Annotated in this window: 17 protein-coding genes and 1 pseudogene; 4 read left to right on the top strand and 14 right to left on the bottom strand. The window is 69.3% G+C overall.

Going from position 1 to position 20,448, the window contains the following annotated elements:
- Positions 1–182: 182 nt before the first annotated feature.
- From secG to uvrC, 8 genes are all read right to left on the bottom strand, one after another.
- Positions 183–413 carry a preprotein translocase subunit SecG gene (gene secG, locus H1D24_RS21400; protein ID WP_181659247.1) on the bottom strand — a complete coding sequence of 77 codons (231 nt, stop codon included), beginning with the start codon at positions 411–413 and terminating at the stop codon, positions 183–185.
- 121 nt (positions 414–534) lie between these two features.
- Positions 535–1,311 (bottom strand): triose-phosphate isomerase, encoded by a 777-nt coding sequence (gene tpiA / locus H1D24_RS21395; protein ID WP_181659246.1) that lies wholly within the window; start codon positions 1,309–1,311, stop codon positions 535–537.
- A 6-nt stretch (positions 1,312–1,317) separates the two neighbouring features.
- Positions 1,318–2,529: a phosphoglycerate kinase gene (locus H1D24_RS21390; protein ID WP_181659245.1), complete on the bottom strand. Its 1,212-nt coding sequence runs from the start codon at positions 2,527–2,529 to the stop codon at positions 1,318–1,320.
- A gap of 114 nt (positions 2,530–2,643) precedes the next feature.
- Positions 2,644–3,648 (bottom strand): type I glyceraldehyde-3-phosphate dehydrogenase, encoded by a 1,005-nt coding sequence (gene gap, locus H1D24_RS21385; protein WP_181659244.1) that lies wholly within the window; start codon positions 3,646–3,648, stop codon positions 2,644–2,646.
- 389 nt (positions 3,649–4,037) lie between these two features.
- On the bottom strand, positions 4,038–5,027 hold the full coding sequence (gene whiA, locus H1D24_RS21380; RefSeq protein WP_067271475.1) for a DNA-binding protein WhiA: 990 nt from the start codon (positions 5,025–5,027) through the stop codon (positions 4,038–4,040).
- The gene (locus H1D24_RS21375; RefSeq protein WP_181659243.1) at positions 5,018–6,055 is read right to left on the bottom strand and encodes a gluconeogenesis factor YvcK family protein; all 1,038 of its coding nucleotides are present in this window, start codon (positions 6,053–6,055) and stop codon (positions 5,018–5,020) included. The genes whiA and H1D24_RS21375 overlap by 10 nt, the downstream gene beginning before the upstream one ends.
- On the bottom strand, positions 6,052–7,110 hold the full coding sequence (rapZ, locus tag H1D24_RS21370; RefSeq protein WP_181659242.1) for an RNase adapter RapZ: 1,059 nt from the start codon (positions 7,108–7,110) through the stop codon (positions 6,052–6,054). Before rapZ ends, H1D24_RS21375 begins: the two co-directional genes overlap by 4 nt.
- Positions 7,107–9,299 (bottom strand): excinuclease ABC subunit UvrC, encoded by a 2,193-nt coding sequence (gene uvrC / locus H1D24_RS21365; protein ID WP_181659241.1) that lies wholly within the window; start codon positions 9,297–9,299, stop codon positions 7,107–7,109. The genes rapZ and uvrC overlap by 4 nt, the downstream gene beginning before the upstream one ends.
- A gap of 358 nt (positions 9,300–9,657) precedes the next feature.
- Here uvrC and H1D24_RS21360 point away from each other — a divergent pair, with 358 nt between their 5' ends.
- Positions 9,658–10,605 (top strand): carbohydrate kinase family protein, encoded by a 948-nt coding sequence (locus H1D24_RS21360; RefSeq protein WP_181659240.1) that lies wholly within the window; start codon positions 9,658–9,660, stop codon positions 10,603–10,605.
- 73 nt (positions 10,606–10,678) lie between these two features.
- On the opposite strand, the gene H1D24_RS21355 is transcribed toward H1D24_RS21360, so the two are convergent.
- A complete protein-coding gene (locus tag H1D24_RS21355) occupies positions 10,679–10,927 on the bottom strand; it encodes an MmyB family transcriptional regulator (RefSeq protein ID WP_374064283.1) in 249 nt (82 codons plus the stop codon).
- A 91-nt stretch (positions 10,928–11,018) separates the two neighbouring features.
- Here H1D24_RS21355 and H1D24_RS21350 point away from each other — a divergent pair.
- Positions 11,019–11,299 (top strand): annotated as a pseudogene (locus H1D24_RS21350) (YceI family protein); the annotation flags it as partial.
- A 130-nt stretch (positions 11,300–11,429) separates the two neighbouring features.
- On the opposite strand, the gene uvrA reads toward H1D24_RS21350, so the two are convergent.
- The gene (uvrA, locus tag H1D24_RS21345) at positions 11,430–14,432 is read right to left on the bottom strand and encodes an excinuclease ABC subunit UvrA (RefSeq protein WP_181659239.1); all 3,003 of its coding nucleotides are present in this window, start codon (positions 14,430–14,432) and stop codon (positions 11,430–11,432) included.
- Between the two features lie 223 nt (positions 14,433–14,655).
- Between uvrA and H1D24_RS21340 the strand changes: the two genes are divergently transcribed.
- Both H1D24_RS21340 and H1D24_RS21335 read left to right on the top strand, forming a co-directional pair.
- Positions 14,656–15,381, top strand: coding sequence for a maleylpyruvate isomerase family mycothiol-dependent enzyme (locus H1D24_RS21340; RefSeq protein WP_181659238.1), 726 nt, complete (start codon positions 14,656–14,658; stop codon positions 15,379–15,381).
- Positions 15,382–15,391: 10 nt separating this feature from the next.
- On the top strand, positions 15,392–16,048 hold the full coding sequence (locus H1D24_RS21335) for an MBL fold metallo-hydrolase (protein ID WP_181659237.1): 657 nt from the start codon (positions 15,392–15,394) through the stop codon (positions 16,046–16,048).
- Positions 16,049–16,151: 103 nt separating this feature from the next.
- Here H1D24_RS21335 and H1D24_RS21330 read toward each other — a convergent pair whose 3' ends face one another.
- The 4 genes from H1D24_RS21330 to H1D24_RS21315 all read right to left on the bottom strand — a co-directional run bounded on the left by H1D24_RS21330 (position 16,152) and on the right by H1D24_RS21315 (position 20,435).
- Positions 16,152–17,138 carry an aldo/keto reductase gene (locus H1D24_RS21330; protein WP_181659236.1) on the bottom strand — a complete coding sequence of 329 codons (987 nt, stop codon included), beginning with the start codon at positions 17,136–17,138 and terminating at the stop codon, positions 16,152–16,154.
- Between the two features lie 300 nt (positions 17,139–17,438).
- Complete coding sequence (aroQ, locus tag H1D24_RS21325) at positions 17,439–17,906, bottom strand: type II 3-dehydroquinate dehydratase (RefSeq protein WP_181659235.1); 468 nt, start codon at positions 17,904–17,906, stop codon at positions 17,439–17,441.
- Positions 17,907–18,060: 154 nt separating this feature from the next.
- On the bottom strand, positions 18,061–19,161 hold the full coding sequence (locus H1D24_RS21320; protein ID WP_181659234.1) for a calcium:cation antiporter: 1,101 nt from the start codon (positions 19,159–19,161) through the stop codon (positions 18,061–18,063).
- A 257-nt stretch (positions 19,162–19,418) separates the two neighbouring features.
- A complete protein-coding gene (locus H1D24_RS21315; protein WP_181659233.1) occupies positions 19,419–20,435 on the bottom strand; it encodes a TerC/Alx family metal homeostasis membrane protein in 1,017 nt (338 codons plus the stop codon).
- Between the last annotated feature and the right edge of the window lie 13 nt (positions 20,436–20,448).

The raw sequence follows: 20,448 nt of genomic DNA, 5'->3' as shown, positions 1-20,448 counted from the left end.
TCGCTTCGCTGCGGGCGCCTCAGTCTACGTAAGGCCCAACGCGCGTCCAGTGACTGGAGTTACACCCCCACCCCAAGACGCAAGCCCCATGATAAGCCGCGCCTAAAGAACGCGTACCAAGCATGGGGCTTTAACGTCGCTATGTGCAGTTGTTGACGTGCCGTCCTACCGTCCTGGCGTCGTCAGCTGCTGACCTTCATCAGCAGGCCGAGTACGACAATGCACGCGAACCACAGCAGACCGACCACCACGGTGATGCGGTCGAGGTTGCGCTCGGCGACCGAGGAGCCGCCGACGGACGACTGCATGCCGCCACCGAACATGTCGGAGAGGCCGCCGCCCTTCCCCTTGTGCATCAGCACCAGCAGCATCAGCAGCAGGCTGAAGACGATCAGGGCGATCGAGAACCCCATAACCACGGCTGGACCAACTTCCTCGGACTCTGATGGACGACGGGGGCCGAAGCTCACTTCCAGAGCCTCCGGCCCCCGCAAGGGTACGACGGATCGCCGCTACCGCATACTCACCGCATGATCACTGGTCGCGGAAGCGGACGATCTTGACGAACTCGTCGGCGTCCAGCGCGGCGCCGCCGACCAGGGCGCCGTCGACATCGGGCTGCGCCATGATCGCCGCCACGTTCCCGGCCTTCACGGAGCCGCCGTACTGGATGCGGACCTTGTCGGCCAGTTCCTGCGAGTACAGCTCGGCGAGGCGGCCGCGGATCGCCCCGCAGACCTCCTGGGCGTCCTCGGGCGTGGCGACCTCGCCGGTGCCGATCGCCCAGACCGGCTCGTAAGCGATCACGATGGACTCGGCCTGCTCGGCCGGGACGTCCTTGAGGGCGCCGTCGACCTGCGCGAGCGTGTAGGAGACCTGGTTGCCCGCCTTGCGGATGTCCAGGCCCTCGCCGACGCAGAGGATCGGGGTCAGGCCGTGCTTGTAGGCGGCCTTGACCTTGGCGTTCACGAGTTCGTCGGTCTCATTGTGGTACTGGCGGCGCTCGGAGTGGCCGATCGCCACGTACGTGCACTTCAGCTTGGCCAGCATCGCGCCGGAGATCTCGCCGGTGTAGGCGCCGGAGTCGTGCGCCGAGATGTCCTGGGCGCCGTACTTGATCTTCAGCTTGTCGCCGTCGACCAGGGTCTGCACGGAGCGCAGGTCGGTGAAGGGCGGCAGGACGGCGACCTCACAGGCCTCGTAGTCCTTGTCAGCCAGGGCGAAGGCGAGCTTCTGGACGTGCGCGATGGCCTCGAGGTGGTTGAGGTTCATCTTCCAGTTGCCCGCCATCAGCGGGGTGCGGGAGCTCACGGGTGTTCAGTCCTCCAGTGCGGCGAGGCCGGGGAGCGTCTTGCCCTCGAGGTATTCGAGGGAGGCGCCGCCGCCGGTCGAGATGTGGCCGAATGCGTTCTCGTCGAATCCCAGGATGCGGACGGCCGCGGCGGAGTCTCCGCCGCCGACGACCGTGAAGGCCTTGGAGTCGAGGAGGGCCTGGGCGACAGCCTTGGTGCCCTCGGCGTAGTCGGGGTGCTCGAAGACGCCCATCGGGCCGTTCCAGAAGACGGTGGCCGCGTCGGCGAGCTTCGAGGCGTAGAGGTTGCAGGTCTCCGGGCCGATGTCGAGGCCCATCCCGTCGGCGGGGATGGCGTCGGCTGCGACCGCGGTGGGGTTGGCCGGGGCCTTGGTCTTCAGGTCCGGGAACTCGGGCGCGACCAGGGCGTCGACGGGCAGGACCAGCTCGACGCCGGTCTTCTCCGCGCGCTCGATGTACTCGGCGACGGCCGGGAGCTGGTCCTCCTGGACGAGGGATTTGCCGATCTCGTAGCCCTTGGCCTTGAGGAACGTGAACACCATGCCGCCGCCGATCAGCAGACGGTCGGCCTTGCCGAGCAGCTGGTCGATGACGGCGAGCTTGTCGGAGACCTTGGCGCCGCCGAGCACGACGACGTACGGGCGCTGGACATCCTCGGTGAGCTTCTTCAGGACGCCGACCTCGGTGGCGATGAGGTAGCCCGCGTAGTGCGGCAGGCGCGCCGGCAGGTCGTAGACCGAGGCGTGCTTGCGGTGCACGGCGCCGAAGCCGTCACCCACGTACACATCGGCCAGGGCGGCGAGCCGGTCGGCGAACTCGCCGCGCTCGGCGTCGTCCTTGCTGGTCTCGCCGGCGTTGAAGCGCAGGTTCTCGATGACGGCGACCTGGCCGGGCTCGAGGCCGTCCACCGCGTCGTGCGCTGCGGGGCCGACGGTGTCCTCGGCGAAGGCGACGGGCTTGCCGAGCAGCTCACCGAGCCGCTCGGCGGCGGGCAGCAGTGAGAACGCCGGGTCGGGGGCGCCCTTGGGGCGGCCGAGGTGCGAGGCGACGACGACCTTGGCCCCCGCGTCGGCGAGCGCCTTCACGGTCGGCAGGACGGCGCGGATACGGCCGTCGTCGGTGATCCGGCCGTCGGCCAGCGGCACGTTGAGGTCGGCGCGGACGAAAACCCGCTTGCCGTCGACGCCTTCGGCGAGAAGTTCGTCGATCGTCTTCATGGAGTGACTCCTAAGGGAAAGCTCTGGACTCGTACAACAGGGCCCGGGTAGCGCGGCATTGCGCTGCCCGAGCCCTGCTGCTCACATCGGAGTGCCTGCCGTATCAGATACGGATCAGAGCTGGCCGCCGACGAAGACCGTGAGGTCGACGAGGCGGTTGGAGTAGCCCCACTCGTTGTCGTACCAGCCGACGACCTTGACCGACTTGCCCTGGACCATCGTCAGGGAGGAGTCGAAGGTGCAGGAGGCCGGCCAGTTGACGATGTCCGAGGAGACGATCTGGTCCTCGGTGTACTCGAGGATGCCCTTCAGCTGACCCTCGGCGGCCTTCTGGAAGGCGGTGTTGATCTCGTCCTTGGTGACCTCGCGGTCGAGCTCGATGACGAGGTCGGTGACCGAGCCGGTCGGGACCGGGACGCGCATCGCGATGCCGTCCAGCTTGCCCTTGAGCTGCGGGAGGACCAGCGCGGTGGCCTTCGCGGCACCGGTGGTGGTCGGGATGATGTTCTCGGCGGCGGCACGGGCGCGGCGCAGGTCCTTGTGCGGGAAGTCCAGGATGCGCTGGTCGTTCGTGTACGCGTGCACCGTCGTCATCAGGCCCTTGACGATGCCGAAGTTCTCGTCGAGGACCTTGGCCATCGGCGCCACGCAGTTGGTGGTGCAGGAGGCGTTGGAGATGACGTGGTGGTTCGCCGGGTCGTACTTGTCCTGGTTGACGCCCATCACGATGGTGATGTCCTCGTTCTTGGCCGGGGCCGAGATGAGGACCTTCTTGGCGCCGCCGGCGAGGTGCTTGGCGGCGTCGTCGCGGCTGGTGAAGATGCCGGTCGACTCGATGACGATGTCGACACCCAGCTCGCCCCACGGGATGTCGGCGGGGTTGCGCTCGGACAGCACCTTGATGGTGTGGCCGTCGACGGTGATGGTGTCCTCGGTGTGCGACACGTCGGCCTTGAGGCGGCCGAGGATGGTGTCGTACTTCAGCAGGTGAGCGGTGGTCGCGGTGTCACCCAGGTCGTTGACAGCCACGATCTCGATGTCTGCACCCTGCTCCAGCAGCGCGCGGAAGTAGTTACGACCGATGCGGCCAAAGCCGTTGATGCCTACGCGGATCGTCACGAACCGATCTCCTCGTTAGGTACGCCGGTTTCGACGCCGGCGAGTTTTATAGGGATGTCCCCGACCGCCTACGACCCTACCTCTCCAAAGCCCCCGAAGTGACATCGAGAGGGCCCCGACGCGACACGTGCGGTGCGTACCAGCCAGTAGGGGGATGAGCCGCTGCCACAAGGGCTGACGGCCGAGAGTCAGCCCGCTCCGATGAGCGGAATCTGCTCCTTGGCGACCGCGCCTCGGAGCACCTTGACGACACCCGCCGCCGGGGTCCGATGTGCGGCCCGCGGCCACCGACGCCGCGCGTCAACGGCGCCCAGGATGGCGAACGAAGAAGGGTGCCCGCGCCCCAAGTGAGCGCGGGCACCGGTGCATTGGATGTGCGGAGCCGGCGGTCAGCCCGCGAGGTTGTCCGCCATCTCCTCCGAGAGGTTGGACTCCGTCCCCGGGATGCCCAGGTCCTGCGCCCGCTTGTCGGCCATGGCCAGCAGGCGGCGGATACGGCCCGCTACGGCGTCCTTGGTGAGCGGCGGGTCGGCGAGCGCGCCGAGCTCCTCCAGGGACGCCTGCTTGTGCTCCATGCGCAGTCGGCCGGCGGCCGCGAGGTGCTCGGGCACCTCCTCGCCGAGGATTTCCAGGGCGCGCTGGACGCGGGCCCCGGCGGCCACGGCGGCGCGGGCCGAGCGGCGCAGGTTGGCGTCGTCGAAGTTGGCGAGGCGGTTGGCGGTGGCGCGGACCTCACGGCGCATCCGCCGCTCCTCCCAGGCCAGCACCGACTCATGTGCGCCGAGCCGGGTGAGCAGCGCGCCGATCGCGTCGCCGTCGCGGACGACGACCCGGTCCACGCCCCGTACCTCGCGGGCCTTGGCGGCGATCGACAGCCGGCGGGCCGCGCCGACCAGGGCGAGCGCCGCCTCGGGACCTGGGCAGGTCACCTCCAGGGAGGAGGAGCGGCCGGGCTCGGTGAGCGAACCATGGGCGAGGAACGCCCCGCGCCAGGCGGCCTCCGCATCACAGGTGGCCCCCGAGACCACCTGCGGGGGCAGTCCGCGGATGGGGCGGCCGCGGCCGTCCACAAGACCCGTCTGGCGGGCCAGCTGGTCGCCGCCCGCGACCACGCGTACGACATAGCGGGAGCCGCGCCGCAACCCGCCGGGAGCCATCACGATCAGTTCGGAACTGTGTCCGAAGATCTCCAGGATGTCCCGCTTCAGCCGGCGCGCCGCCATCGCCGTGTCCAGCTCCGCCTCGATCACGATGCGGCCGCTCACCAGGTGCAGCCCGCCCGCGAACCGCAGGATCGCCGAGACCTCTGCCTTCCTGCAGCAGGTCCGGGTGACGGGTAGCCGGGAGATCTCGTCCTTCACCGCTGCCGTCATCGCCATGGGCCGATCCTTCCATGCATCCGAAAAATACGGTCGTACGCGGCAGCCAGGAGCTCCGGGTCGTGCCGAGGGCTGCCGTCGGTCCGGGCGACCGGCGCCAGCTCGACCGCGGCGCCGAACCTTTGGGCGGCCTCGGTCAGCGACTCGCAGTCGGGCACGGCGGCCTCGTCGGCCAACACCACGTCCAGGGCGAGTTTAGGGGCGTGTCGCCCCAAAACCTCCAAATGACGCTGCGGGGAGAAGCCGGAGGTTTCGCCGGGCTGCGGAGCCAGATTGAGCGAGAGGACCCGGCGGGCCTTGGTCCGCATGAGGGCGTCCAGCAGCTCGGGCACGAGCAGATGCGGGATCACGGAGGAGAACCAGGAACCGGGTCCGAGCACCACCCAGTCCGCGTCGAGGACCGCCTCGACGGCCTCGGGGACGGCCGGCGGGTCGTTCGGGACGAGGTGCACGGACTGCACCTCACCTGGGGTGAGCGCGACGGTGGCCTGACCGCGGACCGTGTCGACCTCGTCGGGCCGCTCCGGATCATGGCCTCGTACGAGCGCCTGGAGCTCCAGTGGTACCGCGGACATCGGCAGGACGCGGCCGTGCGCGCCCAGCAGCTTGCCGACCAGGTCGAGGGCCTGGACATGGTCGCCGAGCTGCTCCCAGAGGGCCACGATCAGCAGGTTGCCGACCGCGTGTTCGTGCAGGTCCCCCTTGGACTGGAAGCGGTGCTGGATGACGCGGGCCCAGGTCTGGCCCCACTCGTCGTCGCCGCACAGCGCCGCGAGAGCCTTGCGCAGATCGCCGGGCGGGAGCACGCCGAGCTCGTCGCGCAGCCGTCCGCTGGAGCCGCCGTCGTCGGCGACCGTGACGACGGCGGTGAGATCGCCGGTGATACGGCGCAGCGCGGCGAGCGAGGCGGACAGGCCCATGCCGCCGCCGAGCGCGACGACCTTGGGCTGGGCACCCCGGCGGCGTACCTTCCCGCCGGCACCTGTGATCCGGCGCAGCCTGCGGAGCCGGAGATTGGGTTCGCTCATTCGCGGCCCATGTCCCGGTGGACGACGACGGTCTCCACTCCCTCGGAGGCGAGTCGCTTGGCGAGCTTCTCCGACATGGCGACGGAGCGGTGCTTACCGCCGGTACAGCCGACCGCGATGGTCACATAGCGCTTGCCCTCGCGGCGGTAGCCGGCGGCGATGAGCTGGAGCAGCTCGGTGTACTGGTTGAGGAACTCCTTGGCACCGGGCTGGTTGAAGACGTAGCCGGAGACCTCCTCGTTGAGGCCGGTGTACGGGCGCAGCTCGGGGACCCAGTGGGGGTTCGGCAGGAAGCGGCAGTCGACGACGAGGTCGGCGTCGACCGGCAGGCCGTACTTGTAGCCGAAGGACATCACCGTGGCCCGCAGCTCCGGCTCCTCGTCGCCGGCGAACTGGGCGTCCATCTTGGCGCGCAGCTCGTGGACGTTGAGGCTGGAGGTGTCGATCACCAGGTCGGCGTCACCGCGCAGCTCGCGCAGCAGATCGCGCTCGGCCGCGATGCCGTCGACGATCCGGCCGTCGCCCTGCAGCGGGTGGGGCCGGCGTACGGACTCGAAGCGGCGGACCAGGGCATCGTCGGACGACTCCAGAAAAACGATCCGTCGGGTGACGTTCCTGGCCTCCAGGTCGGCGAGCGACTCACGGAGGTTGTCGAAGAAGCGCCGGCCCCGGACGTCGACGACGACCGCGATCCGGGCCACATTGCCCTGGGAGCGGGCGCCGAGCTCCACCATGGTGGGGATCAGCGCGGGCGGCAGGTTGTCGACGACGAACCAGCCGAGGTCCTCGAGGCACTTGGCCGCCGTGGACCGGCCTGCGCCGGACATTCCCGAGATGATCACCAACTCGGGGATCGCGGAGTCGGGAACCCCGTTCGCGTCGATGGTCGTGCCCGTACTCACCTGTGCTCCATGTTCGGCTTGTGCGTCCTGTGCTTCCTGTGCTTCCTGTGGGCTTGACGCGCTGGGCGCGCTCGGTGCGCGATGTTCGCCCTGCGCACCGTGGTCGCTCTCTTGGCCGTGTGCACCCTGTCCGTGTGCGCCGTGCTCGCTCATGTCTCCTGCCCCCGTCTTTCGTCCGAGGCCCCCGCGGCCTCGGCTTCTTGCCCGGAACCCGCGGGTGCGGGCTCCTCGTCCTCAATGATCTCTCCTGTGGCCGTGTTCACGGCCGGTGCCGCGGGCGCCGTACGGGCCAAGGCCCCGAGGATCGTCTCGGCCGTCTTGCGGCCCACGCCCGGGACCTCACAGATCTGCTCGACGGTCGCAGCACGCAGCTTCTTCACCGAACCGAAATGCCTGATCAGCGCCTGTTTCCGTGCGTCGCCCAGGCCCGGCACCTCGTCCAGAGGGCCTGCCTTGAAGCGCTTGGCCCGCTTGGTGCGCTGATACGTGATCGCAAAACGGTGCGCCTCGTCGCGTACGCGCTGCAGAAGGTACAGGCCCTCGCTGGTGCGCGGCAGGACCAGCGGGTCGCTCTCGTCGGGCACCCACACCTCTTCGAGGCGCTTGGCGAGGCCGCACACCGCGATGTCGTCGATGCCGAGCTCGTCGAGGGCCTTCTTGGCCGCGGCGACCTGCGGCTGGCCGCCGTCGACGACGACGAGCTGCGGGGGGTAGGCGAAGCGCTTGGGGCGGCCGGTGTCGTCGACCAGGCGTGCCCGGGCATCGTCGGCCTCGGATGCGGCGCCTTCGACCGCTCCGGGGGACGCCTCGATCGGTCCCTCCCCCCGTCCCTCGCCCGGTCCCTCGACAGATCCTTCGTAGGCATCTGCGGACAGTTCCACGGAGGAGCCGTCCCCAGCCCACTCCCCCGTCCTCTCCTGCTCGGCGAGATAGCGCTTGAAGCGGCGCATGATCACTTCGTGCATGGACCGGACGTCGTCCTGCCCCGAGCCGTGCCAGATTTGCGTGTCTCCGACACGACCCTTGATCTGGAAGCGCCGGTACTCGCTCTTCCGGGCCAGACCGTCCTCGAAGACCACCATGGACGCGACGACGTCGTCGCCCTGCAGGTGCGAGATGTCGTAGCACTCGATCCGCAGCGGGGCGCTGTCCAGGTCGAGCGCCTCGGCGATCTCCTCCAGGGCGCGCGAGCGCGTGGTGAGGTCGGATGCGCGCTTGGTCTTGTGCAGCGCGAGGGCCTGCAGCGCGTTGCGCTGCACGGTCTCCATGAGCGCCTTCTTGTCCCCGCGCTGCGGTATGCGCAGCGACACATTCGAGCCTCGTCGGCCGGTCAGCCACTCCTGCACCGGTTCGGCGGGGTCGGGCAGCGCCGGGACCAGCACCTCCTTCGGTACGGAGTCGCCGGTCTCCTCGCCGTACAGCTGCTGGAGCGCGTGCTCCACTAGATCACCGGTGGTGACGGCCTCCACCTTGTCGGTGACCCAGCCGCGCTGGCCGCGCACCCGGCCGCCGCGGACGTGGAAGATCTGGACGGCGGCCTCGAGCTCGTCCTCGGCGACCGCCATGAGGTCGGCGTCGGTCGCGTCGGCCAGCACGACCGCGTTCTTCTCCATCGCCTTCTTCAGGGCGCCTATGTCATCGCGCAGGCGTGCCGCCTTCTCGTACTCCATCTCCTCGGCGGCGTCCATCATCTGCTTCTCCAGACGACGGATGTACGTGCCCGTGCGCCCGGCCGTGAAGTCGCAGAACTCCTCGGCGAGTTCGCGGTGTTCCTCGGCGGAGACGCGGCCGACGCAGGGGGCCGAGCACTTGTCGATGTACCCGAGGAGGCAGGGGCGACCGGTCCTGGCCGCGTTCTTGAAGACGCCCGCGGAGCAGGTCCGTACAGGGAAGACGCGCAGCAGGAGGTCCACGGTGTCGCGGATCGCCCACGCGTGCGCGTACGGTCCGAAGTAGCGGACGCCCTTCTTCTTGTGGCCGCGCATGACCTGGACCCGCGGGAACTCCTCGTTCATGGTCACCGCGAGATACGGATAGCTCTTGTCGTCGCGGTACTTGACGTTGAACCGGGGGTCGAACTCCTTGATCCAGGAGTACTCGAGCTGCAGCGCCTCGACCTCGGTCGACACCACCGTCCACTCCACGGACGCGGCCGTGGTGACCATGGTGCGGGTGCGCGGGTGCAGGCCCGCGAGGTCCTGGAAGTAGTTCGCCAGGCGCTGGCGCAGGCTTTTCGCCTTGCCGACGTAGATCACGCGACGGTGCTCGTCGCGGAACCTGTAGACCCCCGGCGAGTCGGGGATCTGTCCCGGCTTGGGGCGGTAGCTGGAGGGGTCTGCCATGCCTCACACCCTACTGGCGGGGACCGACAACAGGGCCACCCGAGGACCTCTCGCCAGCCGCGGAAAAGGGGCCGCGCGCGGGACCACGCCAATTCTGGCATCGCCCCTCGTCAGGGGCATCAAACTCCCATATAAGAGACAAATCATCGCGTACCGTGTTCACGCGGGCGTTTACGCTCGGGCGCAGAGGAGATACGGCCCCGCGGGCACCGCGCCCGGGGTGGTGAGATACGTTCCCGCGGGCGCCGCAACCGGGGCCGGGCGTGCCCGGCGAGGACCGGCCGAGCCCGCACCCACCACCGACCTGAGTACCTGATCACTGCGCCTCATGAGGGTGCGCAGAGAAAGGAACCGTCTCGTGATCGTCGTCGCCGGTGAGGCCCTCATCGACCTCGTCCCGCAACCGGGACGGTACGGGAGCCCCACTCGCGTATCGCCGAATGCAGCCGGCGGGCTGCCGGACCTCGCCCCGCGCCTGGGCGGCGGGCCCTACAACACCGCCGTGGCGCTGGGCCGGCTCGGCTCGCCCACGGCCTTCTGCTCCCGGGTGTCGGCCGACGCCTTCGGCGAGGCGTTGCTGGGCGGGCTGCGTGCGGCGGGGGTGGACGTGTCGTACGTGCAGCGCGGCACGGAGCCGACGACGCTGGCCGTCGCCTCGATCGGCGCGGACGGTTCGGCCGGGTACTCCTTCTACGTCGAGGGAACGGCGGATCGGCTTTTCGCCGTGCCGGACCAACTGCCGCCCGGTACGCGCGCGGTGTCGTTCGGAACCTGTTCGCTGGTCCTGGAGCCGGGCGCAACCGCGTACGAGGAGCTGATGCGGACCGCAGCCGGGCAGGGCGTGTTCACGGCACTGGACCCGAACATCCGGCCGGTGCTGATACCGGACGCGGACGCCTATCGCGCGCGGTTCCGCTCCTGGCTGCCGCACACGGGGCTGGTGAAGCTGTCGGAGGAGGACGCCGCGTGGCTCGGCGGGGCGCCGAAGGAGTGGCTGGCCGCCGGCCCCGCCGCGGTGGTGCTGACCCATGGCGGCGACGGCCTCACGGTGCTGACCCGGGAGGGCGGGGAGTACGCGGTGCCGGGCGTCCCGGTCGACGTCGTCGACACGATCGGTGCGGGTGACACGGTCAACGCCGCGCTGCTGCACCGGCTCGCCGTGCACGACGCGATGTCCGTGGAGGCCGTGGCGGCGCTCGGCGAGGACGACTGGCACGACATTCTCGGCTTCGCGGCCCGGGCCGCCGCGATCACCTGCTCCCGCCCGGGAGCGCAGCCGCCGTACGCCGCCGAACTCGGCCGGTAAGTCCGGGACTGGGGATGTACGTCAGGCGTTGACGGCGCCCGTGTACGTCAGCCTTTGACGGCACCCCTGTACGTCAGCCGTTGACGGCGCGCAGCGCGCCGGGCCGGCGTCCGTCGACGTGGTCGAGGGCCGCGGCCGTCGCCTCGTCGGCGGGCAGATGGACGACCATCCGCTGGCCGTCGTCGGGGAGCGCGAGCGTTTCGTACGCCAGGCGCAGGGCGCCTGCTCCGGGGTGTTCGACGGTCTGTACTCCCGCACGCCGGGGCATGACCGGCACGGCGGCGAGCCGGTCGGCGAAGGCGGCGCCTGCCGTGACCTTCAACTCGTCGGCCAGCGAGGCGACATGGGGGGGGCCTGCAGCGGAGCCTCGTGCCGGAGAACGGCGACCTGCTCGTCGGCCACGCGGTCCCAGTCGGCCGACGATGACGTACCGCTCGACGCGGGTGTCCGGCAAGGGCGGAGTGGTCGATGGAGGGCGAGCTGACCATCGGCGACGTGACGCGTCCGGTGACGCTGGACGCCGAGTTCGGCGGGCTCGTGGACTTTCGTCGTGGACGGGCGCAGGCACGCCGGGTTCGAGGCCACGGGCGAGATCCGGCGCAGCGACTTCGGGCTGGACTTCGGGACCGGGCTGCTCGGCGACGTGGTGAAGATCCAGCTGGACATGCAGTTCGTCGAGCCGCAGAGCGCCTGACCCGCTGTCCGGCCTGACCTGGTCGTGCGTCCGCCGCATCTCCCTGGCCCGCGTACTCCGTATACACGCCGCGCCCCACGGGGAGTTCCTCCCGTGGGGCGCGGTCGCGCGTTGCCTGGGGTGACGCGGGTCAGGCCGTGCGGGCCTGGCTCGTCTTCTTCGCGCCGGTCTTCTTGGTCGCCTTGGTGACCGTCGCCTTCGCCGTGGCCGTGGAGTTGGCCACCACCGTCTTCCTGGCCGCCGTCTTGCGCGGTGCCTTTGCCGCCTCGGTAGACGACGCGTCGCTGATGCGGTCGGCACCCAGGATCTCGCGCAGGAACTTGCCCGTGTGGCTCGCCGGGACCGCCGCGACCTGCTCCGGCGTGCCCTCCGCGACGACGAGACCGCCGCCGTTGCCGCCCTCCGGGCCCATGTCGACGACCCAGTCGGCCGTCTTGATCACGTCGAGGTTGTGCTCGATGACGATGACCGTGTTGCCCTTGTCGACCAGGTCGGACAGCACCGAGATCAGCTTGCTGATGTCCTCGAAGTGCAGACCGGTGGTCGGCTCGTCCAGGACATAGACCGTGCGTCCCGTGGACCGCTTCTGCAATTCGCTCGCGAGCTTCACGCGCTGGGCCTCACCGCCGGAGAGCGTGGGCGCGGGCTGGCCGAGCCGGACGTATCCGAGGCCGACGTCGTTGAGCGTCCTGAGGTGGCGGGCGATCGCGGGCACGGCCTCGAAGAAGCCGAGGGCCTCCTCGATCGGCATGTCCAGCACCTCGGCGATGGACTTGCCCTTGTAGTGGACCTCCAGGGTCTCCCGGTTGTAGCGCGCGCCGTGGCAGACCTCGCACGGCACGTACACGTCCGGCAGGAAGTTCATCTCGATCTTGATGGTGCCGTCGCCGGAGCAGTTCTCGCAGCGGCCGCCCTTGACGTTGAAGGAGAAGCGGCCCGGCAGATAGCCGCGCACCTTCGCCTCCGTCGTCTCCGCGAACAGCTTGCGGACGTGGTCGAAGACGCCCGTGTACGTCGCCGGGTTCGACCGCGGCGTACGGCCGATGGGCGACTGGTCGACGTGCACCACCTTGTCGACGAGGTCGTCGCCGTCCACGCGCGTGTGCCGCCCCGGAACGCTCCGGGCGCCGTTCAGCTCACGCGCGAGATGCGTGTAGAGGATGTCGTTGACCAGCGTGGACTTGCCGGATCCTGATACACCTGTGACGGCCGTGAGGACACCGAGCGGGAACGATACGTCGATGTCCTGCAGGTTGTTCTCGCGGGCGCCGTGCACCGTGAGCTGCCGGGTCGGGTCGACGGGCCGGCGGATGTCGGGCAGGACGATTGACTTCTTGCCGGACAGGTACTTGCCGGTCATCGACTCGCTGTTGGTCAGCAGCTCCGCGAGCGGGCCGCTGTGCACGACCTTGCCGCCGTGCTCACCGGCGCCCGGCCCGATGTCGACGACCCAGTCGGCGACCTTGATCGTGTCCTCGTCATGCTCGACGACGATGAGCGTGTTGCCCATGTCGCGCAGCCTGACCAGGGTCTCGATGAGGCGGTGGTTGTCGCGCTGGTGCAGGCCGATCGACGGCTCGTCGAGTACGTACAGCACGCCGACGAGTCCTGAGCCGATCTGGGTGGCCAGGCGGATGCGCTGGGCCTCGCCGCCGGACAGCGTCCCTGCCGCGCGGTTCAGCGACAGATAGTCGAGGCCGACGTCGACCAGGAAGCGCAGCCGCTCGTTGACCTCCTTCAGGACCCGCTCGGCGATCTTCTTGTCACGGGCGCTGAGCTTCAGCTCGCCCAGGAAGTCCGCGCAGTCGCTGATCGACATGGCCGAGACCTCGGCGATGGACTTCTCCATGATCGTGACAGCGAGCACGATCGGCTTGAGGCGCGTGCCCTCACACGTGGGGCACGGCACCTCGCGCATATAGCCCTCGAAGCGCTCGCGGCTGGCGTCGCTCTCGGCCTCGCTGTGCCGTCGCTTCACGAAGGGGACGGCGCCCTCGAACGGGGTCGTGTACCTCCGCTCGCGGCCGTACCGGTTGCGGTACCGCACCTCGATCTGCGTCTTGTGCCCGTACAGCACGGCCTTCTTGGCGCGCTGCGGCAGCCCCGCGAACGGGATGTCGGTACGGAATCCGAGGGCGTCGGCGAGCGCGCCGACGAGCCGCCCGAAGTAGTCCTTGGTGTGACCGTGCGACCAGGGGTGGATGGCCCCTTCGTCGAGGGACTTGTCCTCGTCGGGGACGATCAGCTCGGGGTCGACCTCCATGCGCGTACCGATGCCGGTGCAGTCCGGGCAGGCGCCGAAGGGCGAGTTGAAGGAGAAGGAGCGGGGCTCCAGCTCTTCGAAGGACAGGTCGTCGTACGGGCAGTAGAGGTGCTCCGAGTACATGCGCTCGCGCTCGGGGTCGTCCTGGGGGAGGTCGACGAAGTCGAGCACGACCATGCCGCCGGAGAGGCCGAGGGCCGTCTCGACGGAGTCGGTCAGTCGGCGCTTGGCGCCGTCCTTCACCGTGAGGCGGTCGACGACCACCTCGATGGTGTGCTTCTCCTGCTTCTTCAGCGTCGGCGGATCGGTCAGCTGAATTGTCTCGCCGTCGACGCGGGCACGGCTGTAGCCCTTCGTCTGCAGATCGCTGAAGAGGTCGACGAACTCGCCCTTGCGCTCGCGCACGAGCGGCGAGAGGACCTGGAAGCGGCTGCCCTCGGGCAGCTCGAGGACCTTGTCGACGATCGCTTGCGGCGACTGGCGCGAGATGGGGCGGCTGCACTCGGGGCAGTGCGGCTTGCCGATACGCGCGAACAGCAGGCGCAGATAGTCGTAGACCTCGGTGATGGTGCCGACCGTCGAGCGCGGGTTGCGCGAGGTCGACTTCTGGTCGATGGAGACCGCCGGCGACAGGCCCTCGATGAAGTCGACGTCCGGCTTGTCCATCTGACCGAGGAACTGGCGGGCGTACGAGGAGAGCGACTCGACGTACCGTCGCTGGCCCTCGGCGAAGATCGTGTCGAAGGCGAGCGACGACTTGCCCGACCCGGACAGACCCGTGAAGACGATGAGGGAGTCGCGTGGGAGGTCGAGCGAGACGTTCTTCAGGTTGTGCTCGCGCGCTCCACGGACGATGAGACGGTCGGCCACGCCGGTCCGCACCTTTCTTGAGAGAAGCGACAGGGGCGGGGCCCCCGTCTCTCACAGACTAGGGGGAGCCACCGACAGCGCCGGACTGGTTTCGCTGGTTGGTAACAATCCCGGACCTTCCAGCATGCCCGACGCCGCGCCCGAGCCTATAGCACGTGCATTCGATTTTGGTCGGCGCTCCACCGCCTTCACCCGAACGTGTGGCGGGACTATCGTCGGCCCCATGAACGATCATGTGCGCGACCTGGCGTCTGTACGTGACGCGACCGACCGGCTGCTGACCGCAGCCGCCGAACTGGACAACGCGTCCGTCGCCGAGCCGTCACGGCTTCCCGGCTGGACCCGCGGCCACGTCCTCGCCCACCTCGCCCGCAACGCGGACGCGCTCGTGAACGTCCTCGCCGGACGCCCCATGTACACGACCGCCGAGCAGCGGGAAGCCGACATCGAGCGGGACGCCCCGCGCGACCTGGAGGAACAGCTCACGGACGTCCGCGAGAGCGCCGCCCGCTTCCAGGAGGCGTGCGCGGCGCCCGCGGACTGGTCCCGCACGGTGGAGCTCCGCAACGGCGTGACGGATACGGCGTCCCAGGTGCCGTTCCGGCGGTGGATCGAGGTCGAGCTGCATCACGTGGACCTGGGGATCGGGTACGAGCTGGAGGATCTGTCGGAGGAGTTCACGCAGCGCGAGATCAACTTCCTCGCCCGCCGATTCCGGCACCATCCCGGCGTGCCCGCGCTGTTGATCAAGCAGGACGACGGCCGCGCGCTGGGCACCGGGGCCGTCGAGGGCCTCACCCTGGAAGAGATCAAGAGCGGCCGCGAGCCCCGGTTCGAACTCACGGTCAGCGGCCGCCAGGCTGATCTCCTCGGCTGGCTCTGCGGCCGCCGCGACGGTTCGGCCCTGCACGTCGACGGCGGCCTGCTCCCCGCGCTCCCCCCGCTATAGGCTGAGCGACATGACGTACAGCGGAGCGGTGAAGGTCGGCGGACCTGCGGATGTACACGAGTTGCAGGACCTGATGATCTCCAAGGTCGCGGTCGGCCCGATGGACAACAACGCCTATCTGCTGCGCTGCCGCGCCACGGACGAGCAGCTGCTGATCGACGCGGCCGCCGAGCCGGAGACGTTGCTGACGCTGATCGGTGACGACGGCATCGCGTCCGTCGTCACCACCCACCGCCACGGGGACCACTGGCAGGCACTGGCGCAGGTGGTGGAGCCCACGGGCGCACGCACCTACGCGGGACGGTACGACGCGGAGGGCATCCCCGTCCCGACCGACGTGCTGGTCGAGGACGGCGACACGATCCGCGTCGGCCGCGTCGAGCTCACCGCCCGCCACCTGGTGGGCCACACCCCCGGCTCGATCGCCCTCATCTACGACGACCCGCACGGGCACGCGCATGTGTTCACGGGCGACTGCCTGTTCCCGGGAGGCGTCGGCAACACCCGCAAGGACCCGAAGGCCTTCGCCAGCCTCCTGCACGACGTGGAGACGAAGATCTTCGAGCCGCTGCCGGACGAGACGTGGGTGTACCCGGGGCACGGCAACGACACGACGCTGGGCGCGGAGCGGCCGCATCTTGGGGAGTGGCGCGCGCGGGGCTGGTGATCGCGGGCCACGTGCCGGACGTGCGTCCCTGCGCGGTCCGCACCCGTGCCCGGGGCTCCTTCGGAGGACTGCGCACCGCCAGTGCCGGCTTTGTCGGTGAGCGCTAGTGCGCCGCGTCCAACAGGGCCCGCTGATCTTCCGTCAACTCCAGGTCCACCGCGGCGAGGTTCTCGTCCAGCTGGGCCACCGACGACGCCCCGGCCAGCGGGATCACAGGCAGTCGGCCGCCTGTCTGCCAGGCCAGCACGACCTGGTTGACCGTCGCCCCGGTCTCCTTCGCGACCTCGCGCAGTACCGCGAGCCGAGCGGGGGTCCCCGGGTGTTCGAAGTCCGGCGGCAGCGGCTTGTCCTGCCTGACGTAGGCGCCGGTGAGCAGCGGCGAGTAGGCGACCAGCGTCAGGCTGGGCTCGGCCTTCAGGTAGCTCAGCAGCTCGGCACCGGCATTGCCGAGGTTGCCCTCCGGGAAGAGCGGCTGGGGCACGTCTGTGCGTGGCCGGAGGTGGCTGTGCTGATATTGCAGGACCTCGTAGCCGGGCAGCCCGGCCGCCGCCGCGAGGGCGCGCGCCCGCTCGACCCGCCACATCGCGTGGTTGCTCACCCCCAGCAGCCCGACCGTTCCCTCGGCCACCAGCTCGGCGAAGCCCTCGACGGTGTCGCGCAGCGGAACGGTCCGGTCCTCGATGTGCGCGTAGAGCAGGTCGATCTTCTCCACCCCGAGCCGGTCCCGGCTGCGCTCGGCGGACTCGCGGATCACCTTCGGTGACAACCCCTCGGGGTTGTCTATGTAGCCGGTACCGGGCGCGAGCGGACGCGCCCCCAGCTTGGTGGCGATGACGATCTCGTCGCCGATGCCGCGGCTGCGCCGCCAGCGTCCGAGCAGCTCCTCGCTCTGCCCGCCCTGACTGCCGTCGATCCAGAAGGCGTAGTTGTCGGAGGTGTCGATGAACGTCCCGCCGGCCTCGACATAGCGGTCGAGGATGGCGAAGGACGTCTTCTCGTCGGTCACGGAGCCGAAGAGCATCGCGCCGAGCGCGAGCACGCTCACCTCACGGCGGGTCTTCGGATCGGTTCCTATGGTGCGGTATTTCACGGCGTCCCCTCCCGTTCGGGCCCGTCGTACCGGGCTATGAACGGGAGTCTGCGACTTGGAGCGCACGCGAAGGCAAGGCCTTTCGGGGTCACGGACGGAAACGGACGGATTCTGCTGGCGGCACGGCAGGCAGGCATGGGGACGGTCAAGGGCACAGGCAGGCGGGCTCAGGGGCGCCAACAGACCCGTCGTCACGGCGCGTTCACACGGCCGCAGCGCCCGTTCCAGCGGATCAGGTCTGCTGCGACGCAGACACCGATGCCGTCGTGTCCGAACCGCGGTGCCGGGCACCCGCCGCCGCTACGCCTCGCGCTGAGCCACCAGTGCGGCCACCCGCTCGACAGCGAAGGCGTACCCCTGGACGCCGCATCCCGCGATGACGCCGTCCGCGCGCAGCGAGACGTACGAGTGGTGCCGGAACTCCTCGCGCTGGTGGATGTTGGAGATGTGGACCTCCAACACCGGCATACCGTCACAGGTGTTGAGGGCATCCAGGATCGCCACGGAGGTGTGGGAGTAGGCGGCCGGATTGATCACGATGCCGACGTGGTTCTGGCGGGCCTCGTGGATCCAGTCGACCAACTCGCCCTCGTGGTTCGACTGACGGAAGTCGATGGTGCCGCCGTGCGCGGCCGCCGCCTTGGCGCAGAGTGCCTCGACGTCCGTGAGGGTGTCGGAACCGTAGATCTCCGGCTGCCGCTGGCCGAGGAGGTTCAGGTTGGGCCCGTTGAGGATCATGATGGGGGCGCTGACGAGGGTGCGGGGCACGGGTCCTCCTGTGTCCGATGGGCGCCGCGTTCGGCCTGGGCCTGCCGCTGCGTCCTGCGGCTGCGTTCGGTGCTGTCGAGACCGGTCTATCACGGTGCTCACGGGCCGCCACGCGCGGATGGAGCGCCCCCTGCCCCATGGCTGATGGCAAGCCCTAAGGCGTGATCGCCAGCTCCAAGTACGCCGCGAACAGCACCAAGTGGACACCGCCCTGAAGCGGGGTCGCGCGGCCCGGCACAACGGTGAGGATGCTGACCCCGATCGTGAGGGCGAGCAGCACCAGGTGGACGGAGCCGAGACCCAGGACGAGCGGCCCCGACAGCCACAAGGAGGCGAGCGCCACGGCGGGAATGGTCAGCCCGATGCTGGCCATCGCCGATCCCAGGGCCAGGTTCAGACTGGTCTGCACCCGATCGCGGCGGGCGGCACGCAAGGCGGCGATGGTCTCGGGCAGCAGCACGAGCAGCGCGATGATCACGCCGACCACGGCGTGCGGCATTCCGGCTGCCTCCACGCCGGACTCGATCGTCGGTGACACGCCCTTCGCGAGACCGACGACGCCGACCAGTGCACAGGCCAGGAGAAGAAGGCTGATGACGGCGATCCGCGCGGACGGGGCTTCCGCGTGCTGGTCCGCGTCGACCACCTCGCCCTTCCTGGTCAGCGGAAGAAAGTAGTCGCGGTGCCGGATCGTCTGCGTGGCCACGAACAGGCCGTAGAGCACCACCGAGGCGACCGCTGCGAAGACGAGTTGGGCCGTGGAGAACTCAGGACCCGGCTTGCTCGTCGTGAAGGTCGGCAGCGCCAGGCTGAGGGTGGCCAGCGTGGCCACGGTCGCGAGGGCGGCACCCGTTCCCTCCGGGTTGAACACCGCCACGCGATGACGCAGCGCACCCACCAGCAGGGTCAGGCCGACGATGCCGTTGCAGGTGATCATCACGGCGGCGAAAACGGTGTCCCGGGCGAGCGTGGCGCTCTTGGCGCCGCCGTCCGCCATGAGCGCGACGATCAGCGCGACCTCGATGACCGTCACCGCAACGGCGAGTACCAGTGAGCCGAAGGGCTCGCCGACGCGGTGTGCGACGACCTCGGCGTGGTGCACCGCGGCGAGCACCGCGGCGGCGAGCACCACCGTCATGAGTACGACAACGGCTCCGGGAACGGAGCGTCCCCAGGTGGCGACCAGCAGCAGCAATGCGAACAGAGGGATAACGGTCGTCCAGTGCGCTGCCAGTTCCCGAAGCCGTACGATCATGATCCCGATGCTTTCAGACGAGTACAGATGGTGCATTACAGGCGTGCACGGCGAGGCGCGGGCGCTTTGCTGCCGAGCGCCCGCTGCCGAGTGCCTTCCTGCCTACTGGGGGCTTTCCGCCGTCGGCTGACAGCGCGATGGCCCGTGGGCGCGGTCACTCACGCCGCCGCGGCCGGTGACGCCGTCGGCGGCCGATTCCTCAGCCGCCGACGATCTCGGGCGCGATCGCCCGCACCCGCTGTCAACCGCAGCTGCCGTCAGCTGCCGACGCTGTTCTTCGACGTCTCCCCCTCCGCTTCGGCGATCTCCGCCGCCTCCGCGGACTGGGCCTCGGCCTGCTTCCTGGACGCCATCAGGCTGGTGATGGTCGTGACGATCAGGACGGTGCAGATGACACCGAGCGAGACCGGTATGGAGATCTCCGGGACGTGCAGGCCCGACTCGTGCAGGGCGTGCAGCACCAGCTTGACGCCGATGAAGCCGAGGATGACCGACAGCCCGTAGCTGAGGTGGACCAGCTTCTTGAGCAGCCCGCCGATCAGGAAGTACAGCTGCCGCAGACCCATCAGCGCGAAGGCGTTGGCGGTGAAGACGATGTACGGGTCCTCGGTCAGACCGAAGATCGCGGGAATCGAGTCCAGCGCGAAGAGCACGTCCGTGGTGCCGATCGCCAGCATCACGACCAGCATCGGCGTCATGACGCGCTTGCCGTTCTGCTCGATCCACAGCTTGGTGCCGTGGTAGCGGTCGGCCACGCCGAAGCGCTTCTCGGCGGCCTTGAGCAGCCGGTTCTCCTCGTACTCCTCGTCCTCCTCGTCGGCCCTGGCCTCCTGGATCAGCTTCCAGGCGGTGTAGATCAGGAACGCGCCGAATATGTAGAAGACCCACGAGAAGCTCGCGATGATCGCGGCACCTGCTGCGATGAAGATCGCGCGCAGCACCAGGGCGATCAGCACACCGACGAGTAGCACGCGCTGCTGGTACTGCGACGGCACCGCGAACTTCGCCATGATCAGGACGAAGACGAAGAGGTTGTCGACACTCAGCGACTTCTCGGTAATGAAGCCCGCGAAGAACTCTCCGGCGGGCTGACCGCCCCCGAAGACCAGCAGGCCGAGCCCGAACAGGGCCGCCAGGGCGATCCAGACGACCGTCCAGATCCCGGCTTCCTTGATGGATACGTCATGGGGCTTGCGGCCGATGAAGAAGTCGACCGCGATCAGGGCACTCAGGCCCAGGATTGTGAGGACCCATAGGGTCAGGGAAACATCCACTGCGCCTCCGGCA

It is taken from the genome of Streptomyces himalayensis subsp. himalayensis, from assembly GCF_013778455.1.
GTDB classification, from domain to species: Bacteria; Actinomycetota; Actinomycetes; order Streptomycetales; family Streptomycetaceae; genus Streptomyces; species Streptomyces himalayensis.
Note: the sequence above shows the minus strand (reverse complement) of the source record. Positions and strands in the feature narration are given on the sequence as shown.

Coding starts and splice junctions, on each gene's coding strand:
- secG (WP_181659247.1), bottom strand. CDS start 413: ATGGGGTTCTCGATCGCCCTGATCGTCTTCAGCCTGCTGCTGATGCTG.
- H1D24_RS21390 (WP_181659245.1), bottom strand. CDS start 2,529: ATGAAGACGATCGACGAACTTCTCGCCGAAGGCGTCGACGGCAAGCGG.
- whiA (WP_067271475.1), bottom strand. CDS start 5,027: ATGGCGATGACGGCAGCGGTGAAGGACGAGATCTCCCGGCTACCCGTC.
- H1D24_RS21375 (WP_181659243.1), bottom strand. CDS start 6,055: ATGAGCGAACCCAATCTCCGGCTCCGCAGGCTGCGCCGGATCACAGGT.
- rapZ (WP_181659242.1), bottom strand. CDS start 7,110: ATGAGCGAGCACGGCGCACACGGACAGGGTGCACACGGCCAAGAGAGC.
- uvrC (WP_181659241.1), bottom strand. CDS start 9,299: ATGGCAGACCCCTCCAGCTACCGCCCCAAGCCGGGACAGATCCCCGAC.
- H1D24_RS21340 (WP_181659238.1), top strand. CDS start 14,656: ATGAACGATCATGTGCGCGACCTGGCGTCTGTACGTGACGCGACCGAC.
- H1D24_RS21335 (WP_181659237.1), top strand. CDS start 15,392: ATGACGTACAGCGGAGCGGTGAAGGTCGGCGGACCTGCGGATGTACAC.
- H1D24_RS21320 (WP_181659234.1), bottom strand. CDS start 19,161: ATGATCGTACGGCTTCGGGAACTGGCAGCGCACTGGACGACCGTTATC.